We start from the raw sequence: 16,210 nt of genomic DNA, 5'->3' as shown, positions 1-16,210 counted from the left end.
GTGCGGGTCTTCCGTGGTCCGGGCCGGACCCACGGTACCCGGCCACCCCGTAGGACCGGTACTGTCCCGGGGCTCCGAGTGGGTCATCGTGGGTGGTTTTGGGGGTTGTTTGCCTTGTGCGGCCCCGGGTGAAGCGGCGGCAGGGGCTCCCGCTGACGTTTTCTGTGAACTTTGCCTGAGTCTCGCCGCGTATCCCCTGGATCTCGCCACCGTTCCTCAGCCGCCGTCCGAGGAGCCGAGCACCAGCGAGATCCTCTTCTCCTTGCCGTCGCGCAGCACCGTCAGCTCCAGGCGGTCGCCGGGGCGGTGGGCGCGCGTCTTGACGATCAGTTCCTCGCCGGAGTGCACGCGCTGACCGTCCACCGCGGTGATGACGTCGCCCGCCTTGATTCCGGCCTGGTCGCCCGGGCCGCCGGCGTTCACCGCGGGGCCGCCGCCCCGTGCCTTGGTGCCGACGCGGGCGCCGTCGCCCGTGTAGTCCATGTCGAGCGTGACGCCGATGACCGGGTGGGTCGCCTTGCCGGTGTTGATGAGCTCCTCGGCCACACGCTTGGCCTGGTTGACGGGAATGGCGAACCCGAGGCCGATCGAACCCGCCTGGCCACCGCCCGAGTCCGCGCCGTCGTCGGCGGAACGGATGGCGGAGTTGATGCCGATGACACGGGCCTCGGAGTCGAGGAGGGGCCCGCCGGAGTTGCCGGGATTGATCGGCGCGTCGGTCTGCAGTGCGTCGACGTACGACACATCGCTCCCGCCTGCGCTGTCGCCGCCGGCCGTGATGGGCCGTTCCTTGGCGCTGATGATGCCCGAGGTGACGGTGCCCTCCAGATCGAAGGGAGCGCCGATGGCCACGACGGGGTCGCCGACCCGGACGTTGTCGGAATTGCCCAACGGCATGGCCTTGAGCCCGCGCACATTGCTGACCTTCACGACGGCGAGGTCGTAACCGCTGTCCCGTCCGATGACGGTGGCCCTGGCCGTGTCCCCGCTGTTGAACGTGACGGATATCTGGCCGGAGGAGCCGGCGGCCGGTTCGACGACGTGGTTGTTGGTGAGGATGTGCCCCAGGTCGTCGAGCACGAAGCCCGTCCCGGTGCCGGACTCCTCGGCACCGGTCACATGCAGGGTCACCACGCTCGGCAGGGCCCGTGCGGCGATCCCGGCCACGCTGTCCGGCGCCCGCCCAGCGGGCTCCTTCCCGGCCTGCGGCAGCTCTACGGCCCCCACACCGCCGTTGCGCTCCAGGTAGGCCCCGACGACACCACCGACGCCCCCGGACACCAGCGCGAGCACCACTGCACCCCCGACGAGGGCCCTCTTCACCCGCCTGCGCCGCTTGTCCTTGCCTTCGACGACCGCTCCGTTCTGCTGGAGGGGGGCGGGGGCCCAGGGGTCGTAGTTCCGCCAAGGGGTGGAGGAGGGTGGGGAGGGGGGTGGGGAGAGGGCTGCTGCTGGGCTTTGGGAAGAGGGGTCGGCGAAGGAGGGCGGTGCGCTGGGGGCAGCCATGCCATGAGCCGCAGCCGGAGCAGGAGCAGGCGCAGGAGCAGGTGAAGCGTGCAGCGCAGCTGCCTCGGGGGCGGAGGTGCCGGAGACCGGCGTCGGCGCTACGCCGTGAGCCGTTGCCGGTACCTGGGGCAGCGCGCCGTGGGTCGCGGGAGCCGTCTGTAGTGCCGCACCGTGGTGGGAGGCCGGTGTCGGTATCGCCGTGGTCCCCTGGGCGGGTGTCGCCGCAGGGTGCTGCACCGGCGGGGCGGGGGCCCAGGGGCCGGGCTCGCCGTAGGGCGGGGTGCTGTAGGGGTCGGGGTCGTGCAGGGGCTTGGGACGCTCACTGGTGGGAGCGGTAGGAGCGGTGGAGGCGGGCGCCTGAGCCGGGTCCACCTGGGCGGCAGACTCCGTCGCTGCGGGCCGGTCCAGCTCGAAGTCACCGTCGGCGCCGGGTCTGTCCGACACCGCCGCCTCGGAGTCGCCCGCGGGACCGGCAGCCAGGGTGCCCGCCGCCTCGCCGACCAGACCGACGGCCGTGCCGCTGTCCGCTTCCCCACGGACCACATCCCGCGGAGCCCCTGGAGCCCGCAACTCGAAGTCGCCCTCGGGCAAGGGTGCTTGCCCGAGGCCGGCCTCTCCGGAACGCCCCGTCACGGCGCCCTCCACGGAAGCCGCGCCTTCGCTCACGACACCGTCCGGCCGGTCCACCGCAGGGCCGCCGTCGGAGACAGCCGTGCCCTTGCCGGTGCCGGTGTCCGGACGTGCCGACTCGTCGTCACCCCCGGTGACAGCGACCCGCCCGCTGCCCCCACCCTCCGGGCGCGCCAGCTCGAAGTCACCGTCAGAGATGTACTCGGCGTCCGGCGGACCCACCGCCCCGCCAGCACCGGGACCCGATGCGGTCGCGGCCCCCTCCGCCTGCCCCGCGGAATCCTGCAGGCGTGGCCGGTTCCACCACTTCGGCTTCGTGGGCTTCCCCTCGTTCATGCTCTCCCCACAGCTGGCCACAGCACGGCACGGCTCGTCAGCCGTGGCCTCAGTTGTCGACTCCGCGCGCGGCTGCCTGCCGTGGGCGCGGCCCACCCTGGATTCAACCAGGTTCGCGGGCCGTCGCGCAGAGGCCGGTCAGCGGGAGGTGTGAGGTGGGGAGGGAGGGGTGGTCGAGTCGGCGAGGGGAGCGGCGAGAAGGCCGGGGGACGAGGCCTCGGGGGCTGTGGACCACGAGGTCAGGGTGAGCGGAGGGGTGGTGGACAGCGGGCGTATCAGTGGGGACATCACGGCGGCGCCCGCCATCACGGGGGTCGTCAGTGTGTGCATGGCCTGCTGTCCGGCCCGCAGCAGGCCCGCAGGGCTCGGAACGCCCGGCAGCAGGGGCGCGGACACCTCGGTCGGGGCCGCCAGGGCGTCACCGAGCGACTGCCGGCCCTGCGCGAGCAGCGGGCCGCTGCCTCGCCGTCGCTGGTTCTCGGGAGCCGTCGCGGCACCCGTGCCCTGCGTACGCGCAGGAGTCACGTTGCTGCCCGCGCCCGTGGCACCGCGTGCGTCCGCGGTGTCCGTCGGGCTTACCGTCGTGACACCGCCGAGCGCGATCGCGGCGAGCGACACCGCACCGGCGGCGACGAACGCGAACCGCATCCCGCGCGAGGCCGATCGCTCGGCCTCATGGCGGCTGACGTCGTGCATGCGGAAACCGCGGCCGGACTCGGGGAGCACGGATGCGGGGGCATGCGGGACGGAGGGGACGTGCGGGGTGGAGGGGGCGTAGCCGAACTCGAAGCGGTCGCCCCGCTTCATGCCGAAGACGCCGGTGGTGCCGAACCTCCCGGAGGCCGAGCCGGGGAGTCCTCCCCCGCCGAACGGCGAGCCACCGTCCGGATCGTCACCTCCCTCGGGCAGCCCCTGGAGGCGGGCCAGGAAGCTCTCGGAGGGCGGCGGCGGGGCGGCCTCCGCGAACACGTTCTTCAACTGTCGCTGCGCATCTGCCTCCGCCTTGCACCTGGAACAGGTGGCCAGGTGCGCGAGGACTCGGTCGCGCGACTCATGACCGAGCTCTCCGTCCACCAGGGCGGAGAGTCGGTCTCCCAGGTGCTGCTCGGCCAGACGCCTCTCGGCGGGGCTGGGTCGTGATCCGCTCACGCGCTCGCGCCCCCTCCCCCCAGTGCGGCCACACGCGGCACGAAGGAGCGCCGCTCGGCCGCACGGGCCTCCGGCGACCGATGTGCGAGGGCCTTGCGCAGCTGCGAACGGCCGCGGTGGATCCGGGAGCGGACCGTGCCGAGCTTGACGCCCAGGGTCGCGGCGATCTCCTCGTACGACAGTCCTTCGATGTCGCACAGGACGACCGCGGCACGGAACTCGGGTGCGAGGGTGTCGAGGGCCTGCTGGACGTCGGCGTCGAAGTGCGCGTCGTTGAAGACCTGCTGGGGCGAGGGATCCCGGCTGGGCAGCCTCTCGGCCGCGTCCTCGCCGAGCGCGTCGAAGCGGATCCGCTGCTTGCGGCGGACCATGTCCAGGAAGAGGTTGGTGGTGATGCGGTGCAGCCAGCCCTCGAAGGTGCCCGGCGTGTACGTCGACAGCGAGCGGAAGACGCGGACGAAGACCTCCTGTGTGAGGTCCTCGGCGTCGTGCTGGTTGCCGGTCAGGCGGTATGCGAGGCGGTACACACGGCCGCTGTGCGTGCTGACGATCTCCTCCCAGGTGGGCGGAGTCCACGCCTGCCCGTCCGCGTCGGTGGAGAAAGTCGCGGTCTGGGCGTGGTCAGCGGCGTGGCTGGGGTCAGCAGCGGTGTCGTTCACGGATTTCGGCCTACCCGCCGATCCGAGAAAGCGCCGCAGCGCTCCTCCCCGATCCACAGGCGCAGCCGCACCTCCCCTGTCGGCTCTGGTGGTGTCCAGCGGAGCCCCTACCATAGCCACCTCGCCCGTTAGCTCCGGATAAGCGGTTTTACGAGAATTTGATCTGGGCTGATACCGCTCGGACCGCTGCGTCAGCAGTTGCTCGGGCGCCTGCCCCTCATCGTGATCCAACTGTGTCCCCCCGCCATCGTTCCCACCCCTCTAAACGCCCGGTCCCATCAGCAGGTTCCCGGGCCCAACGGATACAGTCACGCCGAGGCAACCACGGGGACAGGAGAGGGTCATTACCGGCAACCGGCAGACGAGCTGGGCGTTCGCCGACGCCTACGTCGCCGAGGACGAAGTACTGCACTGGGCCCGTGACCGGGCCCGTGATGCGGGGCTGCGCTCGGTGTCGCCCGGCACGGGCTCCGCGCTGCGGTTGCTGGCCGCCTCGGTGGACGCCAAGGCGGTGGCGGAGATCGGTACCGGCACCGGCGTCTCCGGCATCCATCTGTTGCACGGCATGCGCCCGGACGGGGTGCTGACCACGGTGGACCCCGAGCCCGAGCACCAGCAGTTCGCCCGCCAGGCCTTCCGTGCCTGCGGTTTCGCCAGCAATCGCGCCCGGTTCATCCCGGGCCGCGCCCTGGACGTCCTGCCGCGCCTCGCGGACGCCGGCTACGACCTCGTCTTCTGCGACGGCGACCGGCAGGAGGTCATGGACTACCTCGCTGAATCGTTGCGCCTGCTGCGTACGGGTGGCCTGGTGGTCTTCGAGGGGGTCTTCGCGAGCGGCCGTACCGTCGACTCGGGACCGCAGCCGACGGAGGTCCTGCGGCTGCGGGAGCTGCTGCGTGCGGTGCGCGAGACCCAGGAACTGGTGCCGTCCCTGCTGCCGGTCGGCGACGGGCTGCTGTGCGCCGTCAAGCGCTGAACCCCGCACGACGCTGAGCCCCCGCACGGCGGTGACCTGCACAAACACCAACCCCGGCACCATTTTGGATGCCGGGGTTGTCGAAAGGGTATGGTCGCTTCCGCGTCAGCCGACGACCTTCTTGAGGGCATCGCCGAGCGCGTCGGCCTCGTCAGGGGTCAGCTCGACGACGAGCCGACCGCCGCCTTCGAGCGGAACGCGCATGACGATGCCCCGCCCCTCCTTGGTCACCTCGAGCGGGCCATCGCCCGTTCGCGGCTTCATGGCCGCCATGCTCGTTCCCCTTCCTGAAACCAGCTCATCGTCAAAGCCGACGGCCCTGGGAGGGCACGCGTGTCTAGCGTGGGACACGCGACACCGGCGTCGAACACATTGCTTCCAAGCCATTATCCCGCATCTCAGGACCCGATGACCAACATCAGTCGGCATCGCTTGGGCAACGCGCGCGAGCAAAACCACCCAATTCGGCGATGTGACTGCGATACTGCGCCGCCGCACGGACTCCTGCGGCCCGGAATCCGTCCAGAATTCTTTGACGCAGGTCACACGTCCACTCAGGTCTCCCGGCGGTGATCTCCGCCATGCTGTCCTACGGACAGGGGCGTACCGACCGGTACGCCCGAGCCGCGACAGCGGAGGGGACACACCATGGCGGACACCGTGCTCTACGAGGTGAGCGACGGACTCGCGACGATCACGCTCAACCGCCCCGAGGCGATGAACGCGCTGAACATCGCGACGAAGGTCGCCCTGCGGGAGGCGGTCGGCTCCGCAGCCGAGGACGACGCGGTACGGGCGGTGCTGCTGACCGCCGCCGGGGAGCGGGCGTTCTGCGTGGGACAGGACCTCAAGGAGCACATCGGGCTGCTCGCACAGGACCGGGAGACGGGGTCCAGGCAGACGATGAACACGGTGAAGGAGCACTACAACCCGATCGTGCGGGCGCTGGCGGGGATGCCGAAGCCCGTGGTGGCCGGGGTGAACGGGGTTGCCGCCGGGGCCGGCTTCGGGCTCGCTCTCGTCGCGGACTACCGGGTCGTGGCGGACACGGCCGCCTTCAACACGTCGTTCGCGGGTGTCGCGCTGACCGCCGACTCCGGCATCTCATGGACCCTGCCGCGGGTCATCGGGCCGGGACGGGCCGCCGACCTGCTGCTCTTCCCGCGGAGCATCAAGGCCCAGGAGGCCTACGAGCTGGGTATCGCGAATCGTCTTGTGCCGGCCGGTGAGCTGCACGCCGAGGCCGCGAAGGTGGCCCGGGCGCTGGCCGAGGGGCCGACGGTGGCGTACGCGGCGATCAAGGAAGCGGTGGCCTACGGGTTCTCGCACTCGCTCTCCGAGACCTTGGACAAGGAGGACGAGCTGCAGACTCGGGCGGGGTCCTCCGAGGACCATGTGATCGCGGTGCAGGCGTTTGTGAACAAGGAGAAGCCGAAGTATCTGGGGCGGTGAGCGCCGTCGGGGGTGTGGGTTCGTACCCTTCGCCCCCACGCGGCGCAGCCGCACGCGGATACGGCCCCGCTCCCCTAAGCGGCCTTCCGGGCGACGCATGCTTCCAGGTGGTCGTCGACCAGTCCGCACGCCTGCATCAGGGCATACGCCGTTGTCGGGCCGACGAAGCGCAGGCCCCGCTTCTTCAGGGCTTTGGAGAGAGCCGTCGATTCGGGGGTGACCGCCGGGACGTCTCCCAGGGTCTTGGGCGCCGGCCCCGGGGGCGGGGCGTAGGACCAGATGAAGCTGTCCAGCTCGTCCGGCGCCCACTCCGCCAGCACGCGTGCGTTGGCCAGTGTGGCGTCGATCTTGGCGCGGTTTCGGATGATGCCCGCGTCGGCGAGGAGCCGGTCGCGGTCCCCGTCCGTGAAGGCGGCGACCTTCTCGATCCGGAAGTCGGCGAAGGCGGCGCGGAAGCCCGGGCGGCGGCGCAGGATCGTGATCCAGGACAGACCGGACTGGAAGGCCTCCAGGCTGAGGCGCTCGTAGAGGGCGTCGTCGCCGTGGACCGGGCGGCCCCACTCCTCGTCGTGGTACGCCACGTAGTCCTCGGTGGACAGGGCCCAGGGGCAGCGCAGTCCGCCGTCGGGGCCGGCGAGGGCGGTGCCGTCACTCACTGCTGGTCCTCCCGGCCGTGCGTCGGCTTGTCCATGGAGACGTGGTGGGCGGCGGCCTGGGCGCCCGCGAGCGCGGACTCCAGGTCGGCGATGCGGGCGTCGCGCTCGGCGAGCTCGGCGCCGAGCCGGTTCAGGGCGTCGTCGACGTCCGACATGCGGTAGCCGCGGGCGGCGAGCGGGAAGCGCAGGGTGTCGACGTCGGCGCGGCCCAGCGGGCGGTCCGGCGGCAGCGGGTCCTGGAGTCGCTCGGGGGCCACCTCGGGCAGCGGGCCCTCGCCCTCTCCGCCGCCGACCACGGCGAGTGTCACCGCGGCGACCACGACGGCGAGAGCGATGACCAGGAACAAGAACATAACCATCGCTGTGGTCCCCACGCTCGATGTCCGGAAGCTGAATCTGTCAGGGTCCGATCGTGCCATGCGACTCTGACAGTTAGGGTCGCAGGCGGCCGAAAGGCCGGGACACCCAGGACGTACTAGGAGAGGTCACAGGGGATGCTCAGGCTGGGCAGGCGCGAATTCGAGGCGCACGAGCCGGTGATCATGGCGATCGTGAACCGGACCCCGGACTCCTTCTACGACCAAGGAGCGACCTTCCGCGACGAACCCGCGCTCGCGCGCGTGGAGCAGGCCGTCTCGGAGGGCGCCGCCATCATCGACATCGGCGGGGTCAAGGCCGGTCCGGGGGACGAGGTGTCGGCCGAGGAGGAGGCGCGGCGGACCGTCGGCTTCGTGGCCGAGGTGCGACGGCGCTTCCCGGATGTCGTCATCAGTGTGGACACCTGGCGGGCCGAAGTCGGCGAGGCCGTGTGCGAGGCGGGGGCTGATCTGCTGAACGACGCGTGGGGCGGTGTCGACCCCGGGCTGGCGGAGGTCGCGGCGCGGTACGGCGCCGGGCTGGTGTGCACGCACGCGGGTGGGGCGCAGCCCCGGACCCGTCCGCACCGGGTGACGTACGACGACGTCGTGGCCGACATCCTGCGGGTGACGCTCGGGCTGGCCGAGCGGGCGGTGGCGCTGGGGGTGCCCCGGGAGTCCGTGCTGATCGATCCCGGGCACGACTTCGGGAAGAACACGCGGCACAGCCTGGAGGCGACGCGGCGGCTCGGGGAGATGGTCGGGACGGGCTGGCCCGTGCTCGTGTCCCTGTCCAACAAGGACTTCGTGGGCGAGACCCTGGACAAGCCGGTGAAGGAGCGGGTGGTCGGGACCCTCGCCACCACGGCGGTCTCGGCCTGGCTCGGCGCGCAGGTCTACCGCGTGCACGAGGTCGCCGAGACCCGCCAGGTGCTGGACATGGTGGCGTCGATCGCAGGTCACCGACCCCCGGCGGTCGGCCGCCGGGGGCTCGCGTAGGCCCGTGTTACCGGGCGGCCTCCTTCGAGACCAGGGCGACCGCCTCGTCCACGTCGTCCGTGACGTGGAACAGGAGCAGGTCCTTCTCCGAGGCCTTGCCCTGGGCGATCAGCGTGTTCGTCAGCCAGTCCACCAGGCCGCCCCAGTACTCGCTCCCGAACAGCACGATCGGGAAGCGGGTGACCTTCTGCGTCTGAACCAGGGTGAGGGCCTCGAAGAGTTCGTCGAGGGTACCCAGGCCACCGGGCAGGACCACAAAGCCCTGCGCGTACTTCACGAACATCATCTTGCGGACGAAGAAGTAGCGGAAGTTCAGGCCGATGTCGACGTAGGGGTTCAGCCCCTGCTCGAAGGGCAGCTCGATGCCCAGCCCGACCGAGACGCCCTTCGCCTCCACGGCGCCCTTGTTGGCCGCCTCCATGGCGCCGGGGCCGCCGCCCGTGATGACCGCCCAGCCGGCCTCCACCAGGCCCCGCCCGAGCCGTACTCCCGCCTCGTACTCCGGTGAGTCCGCCTTGGTGCGCGCCGAGCCGAACACGCTGATCGCGGGCGGCAGTTCGGCGAGTGTGCCGAAGCCCTCGATGAACTCCGACTGGATGCGCAGTACGCGCCAGGGGTCCGTGTGGACCCAGTCCGACGGACCGCCCGCGTCCAGCAGCCGCTGGTCCGTCGTGCTCGCCGTGACCTGGTTCCGCCGCCGGAGGACCGGTCCAAGGCGCTGTTCCTCCGGTGGCTGCTTCTTTCCCTCGGGGTTCCCGGTAGCCATGTGCGCTCCCTCCGCTTGCGGGGTGTTTCCACCTCAGCGTAGATCCACGCGGGTTACGGACGGGGGACGTGGGCATGTCCGCCGTGGAGCGGCACCGGCACGACGGTCGCACCGGCCCGCCGTCAAGCCGTCAGCCAGGCCCGCAGACGCTCCTCGCCCGCAAGGATCTTCGCTGTTTCGACCCGTTCGTCCCGTTTGTGGGCCAAGTGCGGGTTCCCGGGGCCGTAGTTGACGGCGGGGATGCCGAGGGAGGAGAAGCGTGACACGTCCGTCCAGCCGTACTTGGGCTGCGGGGTGCCGCCGACCGCCTCGATGAAGGCCGCCGCGGCCGGACGGCTCAGGCCCGGCAGCGCGGCGCCGCTGTGGTCGTCCACCACGATTTCGTCCACCCCGCAGTCCGCGAAGACCTCCCTGACGTGGGCGATCGCCTCTTCCTCCGTGCGGTCGGGCGCATAGCGGAAGTTGACGGTCACGACGCATTCGTCGGGGATGACATTGCCCGCCACTCCGCCCGAGATGCCCACCGCGTTCAGGCCCTCCCGGTACTCCAGGCCGTCGATCACGGGGTAACGGGGTTCGTACGAGGCCAGGCGGGCCAGGATCGGCGCGGCGGCGTGGATCGCGTTGGAGCCCATCCAGCTGCGCGCCGAGTGGGCCCGCTCGCCCGTGGTCCTCAGCAGGACCCGCAGGGTGCCCTGGCAGCCGCCCTCGACCTCGCCGTCCGAGGGCTCGAGGAGCACCGCGAAGTCGCCCGCCAGCCAGTCGGGGTGCGCCTCGGCCACGTGCTTGAGGCCGTTGAGCTCGGCCGCCACCTCTTCGTTGTCGTAGAAGACGAAGGTCAGGTCTCGGTTGGGGGCCGGCACCGTCGCCGCGATGCGCAGCTGCACCGCCACACCCGACTTCATGTCGCAGGTCCCGCAGCCCCACAGGACGCCGTCCTCGTCCAGCCGGGAGGGGACGTTGTCAGCGATGGGCACCGTGTCGATGTGGCCGGCCAGGATCACCCGCTGCGACCGGCCCAGGTTCGTCCGCGCGACGACGTTGTTTCCGTACCGCTCGACGGTCAGGTGCGGCAGGGCGCGCAGGGCGGTCTCGATCGCGTCGGCGAGGGGCTTCTCGGTACCGCTCTCGGACGCGAAGTCGACGAGCTGGGCGGTGAGCTCGGCAGCGTCCAGAGTGAGGTCAAGCGGGGTGTCGGCCATGCCGCCGACCCTAACCCGCCCGCACTTCGGCCCACTGTCCACACCCGCCACGTGGGACACAGTGCCCTCCGCTACCTTGGACGGCGTGCCAGAGCCGTCACCCACCCTCAAACGCCGTGGCCGCCTCTTCCGCATCGGGGCGGCGTTCGTTGTCCTGCTCGCCGTCGCGGGCTATCTCGTGGTGCAGTACGTCACCGGAGGCAGCGGCGGGCCGCGCTGCAAGGTGGTCTCGGACGAGGCCGGAGGGGCGACGTACGAGTTCACCCCCGAGCAGGCGGTGAACGCGGCGACGATCGCAGCCGTGGGCACCGGACGCGGTATGCCCGAGCGGGCGGTGACCATCGCGCTGGCGACCTCGCTGCAGGAGTCGGGGCTGCGCAACATGGAGCACGGCGACCGGGACTCGCTCGGCCTGTTCCAGCAGCGGCCCTCGCAGGGCTGGGGCACGAAGAAGCAGATCCTGGACCCGACCTACGCGGCGGGCGTCTTCTACCGGCACCTGGCCAAGGTGCGCGACTATCCGAAGCTTCCCCTCACGGTGGCCGCGCAGCGTGTGCAGCGCAGCGGCTTTCCGGAGGCGTACGCCAAGCACGAGATGGACGCCACCCTCCTGTCCGCCGCCCTCACCGGGAACTCGGCCGCCACGCTGACCTGCGACGGCCGCCCGGCCGAAACCCGGGCGGCGGGCCCGGACGCGGTACGGGCCGCGCTGGTACGGGACTTCGGGCGCGACGCGCTGCAGCCGGCCGGCGCGGAAGTGGGCGCCGCGACGACGCCGACGCCCTCGGCGACCCCGAGCACACGGGCCACGGCGCGGACCGTCACGCTCCCCGTCGACGAGGACGCGGGCCACGCCAAGGGCCGCAGCGCGGGGCAGCGCGGCTGGCAGCTCGCCCACTGGGCGGTGGCCAACTCCTCGGCGCTGCACATCGAACGGGTCTCCTACGGCGGGCGGGAGTGGATCGCCGGGAACACCGACAGCAAGTGGCGCACTGCCACCGCGTCGGGTGCCGAGGAGGCGCGCACGACCGCGGGCGCGGTGCGGATCGTCACCGGCCAGTAGTACGGGCCTTCACCCGCACGGGTCACCTGCGGCATGCGCGGGACGTGGAGTGGGCAGGTTTTCGCGCCCTCACCCCTGGATCCGTAAAAGCCCTTGGAAACAAAGAGCTGTAAGGATTCCGCACACTTTCCGACCGTGCACTTTTTGCCCGTTTTTATCCGCAGCCGATTATGCGACGCATTGCCAACTCTTTACTTTTGGCCGCCGCAACCTTCGAGGCCTTCGAGCGGTAGTTACAGCGTCCGACCCGGACGATCACATCCATCGAAGGAGCATCATGTCCCTCCCCCTGACCCGTCGGATCGCCCGTGCCGCGCTGCTCGTCGCAGCGGGAGCGGCTGCCGGGGTCGGTGCGGCCGGCTCCGCGAGCGCGGCCCCCGAACTGCCCGCCACTCCGAACGTGGGCGGCCTGACCGCGCTGGACGGGGCGAGCGTCGGCAACACCGTCGACGGTGCGGCGCAGAACGTCACCGGGCTCGCGGGCGCCACCGGTGCCAACGCCGTCAAGAAGGCCGTGCCGAACGCGGGCAAGACCGGCGGCGGTGTCGCGAAGAAGGCGGCGCCGGCGGCGCGGAAGGCCGCGGGGGTCGCGGCGGGCTCCGTCGGGGAGATCGTCGGCGCCACCACGCAGACGGCGGCCAAGGGCGGCGCCAGCCTGCCGACGGACTCGCTGACCAAGGGCGGCCTGCCGGCGACCGGCAGCCTGCCCGTGAAGGGCCTGCCGATCGGCGGCTGAGCAACCCGTACGACGAGGGGGCCCGGGACATTTCCCGGGCCCCCTGATCGTGCGTGAGGCGGCTTTGCCGCCCGCGCCGGATCTACAGACGCGCCACGGCCGCCCGCACCCGCTCGTCCGTCGCCGTCAGCGCCACCCGTACGAAGCTCTCGCCCGCCGGGCCGTAGAAGTCACCCGGCGCGACCAGGATGCCGAGCTCGGCGAGGTGGGCCACCGTGTCCCAGCAGGACTCGTCCCGCGTCGCCCACAGGTAGAGGCTGGCCTCGCTGTGCTCGATGCGGAAACCGTGGCCGAGGAGCGCCTCGCGCAGGACCGTACGGCGGGCCGCGTACCGCTCCCGCTGCTCGCGGACGTGCTCGTCGTCGCCCAGGGCCGCCACCACGGCCGCCTGCGTGGGCGCCGACGTCATCATGCCGCCGTGCTTGCGGATCTCCAGCAGCGGGCCCAGGACGGCCGGGTCGCCGGCCAGGAAGGCCGCGCGGTAGCCGGCGAGGTTCGAGCGCTTCGAGAGCGAATGGACGGAGACGATGCCCTCGTACGAGCCGCCGTTCACGTCCGGGTGCAGGACGGAGACGGGGTCGGCCTCCCAGCCCAGCTCCAGGTAGCACTCGTCGGAGAAGACGAGGACGCCGTGCTCGCGGGCCCAGGCGACGATCCGGGCCAGCTCGTCCTTGCTCAGCACCTTGCCGGTCGGGTTCGACGGCGAGTTGAGCCAGAGGAGCTTCAGGCTCGCCGGGTCGAGGCCGGCCCCCGCGGGGGCCGCCGCGAAGGTCTCCGTGTCGTAGGCCACGTGGTGTGCGCGGGCCAGGCGGGCGCCGACCTCGTACGTCGGGTACGCGAGCCGTGGAAAGGCGACCGTGTCGCCGGGACCGAGACCCAGCTGGGTCGGCAGCCAGGCGACCAGCTCCTTGGAGCCGACGATGGGCAGGACGTGCTTGTGGGTGACCCCGCGGGCGCCCAGGCGGCGCTCCAGCCAGCCGGTGATCGCGTCGCGCAGCGCCGGGGTGCCCCAGACGGTCGGGTAGCCCGGGGAGTCCGCCGCGTCGATGAGGGCCTTCTGGACCAGCTCCGGGACCGGGTCGACCGGGGTGCCGACGGAGAGGTCGACGATGCCGTCCGGGTGCGCGGCGGCCGCTTTCTTGTACGGCTCCAGCTTGTCCCAGGGGAAGGTGGGCAGGCGGTCGGAGACTGCGGACACGGGATCTGGCTCACTTTCTGGTACGGCAGAAGGCCCTCGCACGGCAAACGCCTCGGTCCCGTACGGCGATCAGAGCGATCAGGCCGTACGAGGCCGAGGCGGCGCGGGTGTGTGCGGGCCGCTTGCGGATTACTCGGCGGCCTGCGGCGGCAGCGCGGCGATGAAGGGGTGGTCGCGCTCGATCAGGCCCAGCTTGCTGGCGCCGCCGGGGGAGCCGAGCTCGTCGAAGAACTCGACGTTCGCCTTGTAGTAGTCCTTCCACTCCTCGGGAGTGTCGTCCTCGTAGAAGATCGCCTCGACCGGGCATACCGGCTCACAGGCACCACAGTCGACGCATTCGTCCGGGTGGATGTACAAGGACCGCTGGCCCTCGTAGATGCAGTCGACCGGGCACTCTTCGATGCACGCCTTGTCCTTCAAGTCGACACAAGGCTGCGCGATGACGTAGGTCACGCTGTCGTTCCTCCTCGATAGGGCGCCGGCGGGCCTCCTCAGGCTCCGCCGCCTGGCGCGCGGGAGCGCGGCGTCGTCGATGCCCGCCTCTAGTATCTCCGTTCTTGGGCATGATCCGAACAGGAGGGGTGAACTGACCTGTGGAAATCTCGGCCGCCGGACGTCTTGAGGTTCGTATCACCGCTGCTGACGTGGGGAAACGAGTCTCCGTACGGCGCTTGATCGAAAGTGGAGTTCCGGCAGAGAAGTTCACCGACACGGTGGGTGTTCTCACATCATGGGACAACGGTGTGCTGCTGATCACACGGAAGGGCGGCGAGAGCGTCCGGATTCCGGAGTCCTCGCTGGTCGCGGGGAAGACGGTGCCCGCGGCGCCCGCCCGGCGCAGGGGTCCCGCCGCCTCGTACGAGGAACTCGCTCGCGTCGCCTCGCGCGCGTGGCGGCCGGTCGAGAGCGAGCGGCTCGGCGGGTGGGAGCTGCGGGCCGCGGGCGGATTCACCCGGCGGGCCAATTCCGTGCTGCCGCTGGGAGACCCCGGGGTGCCGCTCGACGAGGCGCTGAGCGCCGTACGGCGGTGGTACGGCGACCGTGGGCTGCCCGCGTACATCCAGACCGCGACCGGCGCCGAGGGCACGCAGGAGCTGCTGTGCGCGGAGCTGGAGCGGCGCGGGTGGGTGCGCGAGGTGACCGCCGAGCTGTGGACCGGGGCGCTCGCGCCGGTGGCCGACCTGGCGGAGGGCTCGGGCGTCGTGCTGACCCGGGAGGCCGACGAGGCGTGGCTTGCGCGCTACCAGCGCAAGGGCGTGAGCGAGGTGGCGCTGAAGGTGTTGGCATCGGGGTCCCCCCGCTCGAACGAAGCCGAGAGCGGAGGAGGGCCGTCGGTGTGGTTCGCGACGGTCCCCGGGGAGCAGGCGCCCGCGGCGATCGGGCGGTGTGTCGTGGACGGGCGGTGGGCGTCCTTCGCGGCCGTCGAGGTGGACCCGGCGCTGCGGCGGCGCGGGCTGGCGAGCACCGTCATGGCCGCGCTGGCCCGGCGGGCTCTGGACGAGGGCGCCTCGGCCGCCTGGCTGCAGGTCGAGGAGGACAACGCGGGCGCGCGGGCGCTGTACGCCGGTATGGGATTCGCCGCGCACCACGCGTACCACCACTACCGGGAGCCGGCGGCTCCCGGCAGCGGCCAGTAGTACCGATCGCCGTGAGAGGGCACGAGCCTGCTATGCGTCCCCCATACCCACCACCGCCCGAGCGGTCCGCCGAACTGCGGCGGCGGTTCGCCGCGGAGGCGCGGTCCGAGCGGCCCGATCTGTCCACGCTGTGCCTGCTGGTGGGGGCCGCGGCGGACGGGACGCTGGACGAGACGGGCATGGACGCCGCCCAGGTGGAGCTGGACCGGCTGGCGGGGCAGCTGCCGTTCCGGCCGGGCGGGTCGCTGTCCTGGGCGACGGCGCTGCACCACCTGCTGGGCGTGCAGAACGCCTTCCGCGGCTCTCCCGCCGACTACCAGCGCCTGGAGTCGTCCCTGCTGCACGAGGTGCTGCGGCGGCGGCGCGGGCTGCCGATCCTGCTGTCGGTGGTGTGGATGGAGGTCGCGCGGCGGGCGGGGGCGCCGGTGTACGGGGTCGCCCTGCCCGGGCACTTCGTCGTCGGGTTCGGGCCTGCGGAGGAACAGGTGCTCGTCGATCCGTTCGACGGAGGGCGGGTGCTCGGCGGGGGCGACGCGGAGTTGCTGGTGGCGGGGGCCACGGGGGCGCCGTTGGATCCGTCGATGCTGGTGCCCGCGGCGCCTTTGGAGGTGGTGTCGCGCATCCTGAACAACGTCCGTGCGTGGGCTGCCGCGCGGCCCGAGCGGTCGGATGTGGCGTTGTGGGCGGTGGAGCTGGCACTGCAGGTGCCTTCGCATCCGGCGCGGTTGCGGTACGAGCGGGCTCAGTTGCTCGTGCAGCGGGGGGACTTCGTCGACGGTGCGGTGGAGCTGGAGGAGTACGCGGAGTTGATCAGGGTGGTGGATGAAGGGGCCGCGGAGCGGGTGCGGGGGCAGGCCCGAGCCGCTCGGGCACTGCTCAACTGAGTGCG

Annotated in this window: 17 protein-coding genes; 7 read left to right on the top strand and 10 right to left on the bottom strand. The window is 71.7% G+C overall.

Features of this window, described 5'->3' with window-relative positions; all coding sequences use genetic code 11:
- Positions 1 to 216: 216 nt before the first annotated feature.
- From ACYUED_RS29230 to sigE, 3 genes are all read right to left on the bottom strand, one after another.
- Positions 217 to 2,472, bottom strand: a complete 2,256-nt coding sequence (locus ACYUED_RS29230; protein ID WP_491286717.1) for a S1C family serine protease — start codon at positions 2,470 to 2,472, stop codon at positions 217 to 219.
- A gap of 138 nt (positions 2,473 to 2,610) precedes the next feature.
- Positions 2,611 to 3,621 carry an anti-sigma factor family protein gene (locus ACYUED_RS29225; protein WP_491286715.1) on the bottom strand — a complete coding sequence of 337 codons (1,011 nt, stop codon included), beginning with the start codon at positions 3,619 to 3,621 and terminating at the stop codon, positions 2,611 to 2,613.
- Entirely contained in the window at positions 3,618 to 4,394 is a 777-nt protein-coding gene (gene sigE, locus ACYUED_RS29220; RefSeq protein WP_491294485.1) for an RNA polymerase sigma factor SigE, read from the bottom strand. The genes ACYUED_RS29225 and sigE overlap by 4 nt, the downstream gene beginning before the upstream one ends.
- 163 nt (positions 4,395 to 4,557) lie before the next feature.
- On the opposite strand from sigE, the gene ACYUED_RS29215 reads away from it, so the two are divergent.
- Positions 4,558 to 5,256: an O-methyltransferase gene (locus ACYUED_RS29215; RefSeq protein ID WP_491294483.1), complete on the top strand. Its 699-nt coding sequence runs from the start codon at positions 4,558 to 4,560 to the stop codon at positions 5,254 to 5,256.
- Between the two features lie 105 nt (positions 5,257 to 5,361).
- On the opposite strand, the gene ACYUED_RS29210 is transcribed toward ACYUED_RS29215, so the two are convergent.
- Positions 5,362 to 5,529 carry a DUF3117 domain-containing protein gene (locus ACYUED_RS29210; protein WP_003966491.1) on the bottom strand — a complete coding sequence of 56 codons (168 nt, stop codon included), beginning with the start codon at positions 5,527 to 5,529 and terminating at the stop codon, positions 5,362 to 5,364.
- 375 nt (positions 5,530 to 5,904) lie between these two features.
- Here ACYUED_RS29210 and chcB point away from each other — a divergent pair, with 375 nt between their 5' ends.
- Entirely contained in the window at positions 5,905 to 6,708 is an 804-nt protein-coding gene (gene chcB, locus ACYUED_RS29205; RefSeq protein WP_491286667.1) for a 2-cyclohexenylcarbonyl CoA isomerase, read from the top strand.
- A 74-nt stretch (positions 6,709 to 6,782) separates the two neighbouring features.
- Here the strand turns inward: chcB and ACYUED_RS29200 are convergent, their stop codons facing one another.
- The gene (locus ACYUED_RS29200) at positions 6,783 to 7,364 is read right to left on the bottom strand and encodes a DNA-3-methyladenine glycosylase I (protein WP_491286665.1); all 582 of its coding nucleotides are present in this window, start codon (positions 7,362 to 7,364) and stop codon (positions 6,783 to 6,785) included.
- Positions 7,361 to 7,717, bottom strand: a complete 357-nt coding sequence (locus ACYUED_RS29195; RefSeq protein ID WP_491294482.1) for a DivIVA domain-containing protein — start codon at positions 7,715 to 7,717, stop codon at positions 7,361 to 7,363. Before ACYUED_RS29195 ends, ACYUED_RS29200 begins: the two co-directional genes overlap by 4 nt.
- A gap of 141 nt (positions 7,718 to 7,858) precedes the next feature.
- Between ACYUED_RS29195 and folP the strand changes: the two genes are divergently transcribed.
- Complete coding sequence (gene folP / locus ACYUED_RS29190) at positions 7,859 to 8,719, top strand: dihydropteroate synthase (RefSeq protein ID WP_491286663.1); 861 nt, start codon at positions 7,859 to 7,861, stop codon at positions 8,717 to 8,719.
- A gap of 7 nt (positions 8,720 to 8,726) precedes the next feature.
- Here the strand turns inward: folP and ACYUED_RS29185 are convergent, their stop codons facing one another.
- Positions 8,727 to 9,485, bottom strand: a complete 759-nt coding sequence (locus ACYUED_RS29185; protein WP_491286661.1) for an LOG family protein — start codon at positions 9,483 to 9,485, stop codon at positions 8,727 to 8,729.
- 122 nt (positions 9,486 to 9,607) lie between these two features.
- Entirely contained in the window at positions 9,608 to 10,687 is a 1,080-nt protein-coding gene (gene dapE / locus ACYUED_RS29180) for a succinyl-diaminopimelate desuccinylase (protein WP_491286659.1), read from the bottom strand.
- A gap of 85 nt (positions 10,688 to 10,772) precedes the next feature.
- On the opposite strand from dapE, the gene ACYUED_RS29175 reads away from it, so the two are divergent.
- Positions 10,773 to 11,750 carry a heavy metal transporter gene (locus ACYUED_RS29175; RefSeq protein ID WP_491286657.1) on the top strand — a complete coding sequence of 326 codons (978 nt, stop codon included), beginning with the start codon at positions 10,773 to 10,775 and terminating at the stop codon, positions 11,748 to 11,750.
- Between the two features lie 277 nt (positions 11,751 to 12,027).
- Positions 12,028 to 12,486, top strand: a complete 459-nt coding sequence (locus tag ACYUED_RS29170; RefSeq protein WP_491286655.1) for an ATP-binding protein — start codon at positions 12,028 to 12,030, stop codon at positions 12,484 to 12,486.
- Positions 12,487 to 12,568: 82 nt separating this feature from the next.
- On the opposite strand, the gene ACYUED_RS29165 is transcribed toward ACYUED_RS29170, so the two are convergent.
- Together ACYUED_RS29165 and fdxA are read right to left on the bottom strand one after the other, a co-directional pair.
- Positions 12,569 to 13,684: a bifunctional succinyldiaminopimelate transaminase/glutamate-prephenate aminotransferase gene (locus tag ACYUED_RS29165; RefSeq protein ID WP_491286653.1), complete on the bottom strand. Its 1,116-nt coding sequence runs from the start codon at positions 13,682 to 13,684 to the stop codon at positions 12,569 to 12,571.
- Positions 13,685 to 13,813: 129 nt separating this feature from the next.
- Complete coding sequence (gene fdxA, locus ACYUED_RS29160) at positions 13,814 to 14,137, bottom strand: ferredoxin (RefSeq protein WP_210585670.1); 324 nt, start codon at positions 14,135 to 14,137, stop codon at positions 13,814 to 13,816.
- A 140-nt stretch (positions 14,138 to 14,277) separates the two neighbouring features.
- Here fdxA and ACYUED_RS29155 point away from each other — a divergent pair, with 140 nt between their 5' ends.
- Together ACYUED_RS29155 and ACYUED_RS29150 are read left to right on the top strand one after the other, a co-directional pair.
- Positions 14,278 to 15,321 (top strand): GNAT family N-acetyltransferase, encoded by a 1,044-nt coding sequence (locus tag ACYUED_RS29155; protein WP_491286651.1) that lies wholly within the window; start codon positions 14,278 to 14,280, stop codon positions 15,319 to 15,321.
- Between the two features lie 32 nt (positions 15,322 to 15,353).
- Positions 15,354 to 16,205, top strand: coding sequence for a transglutaminase family protein (locus tag ACYUED_RS29150; protein WP_491286648.1), 852 nt, complete (start codon positions 15,354 to 15,356; stop codon positions 16,203 to 16,205).
- Positions 16,206 to 16,210: the final 5 nt, after the last annotated feature.

It is taken from the genome of Streptomyces sp. DF42, from assembly GCF_058267695.1.
This window is presented reverse-complemented; position numbering and strand designations above follow the sequence as displayed.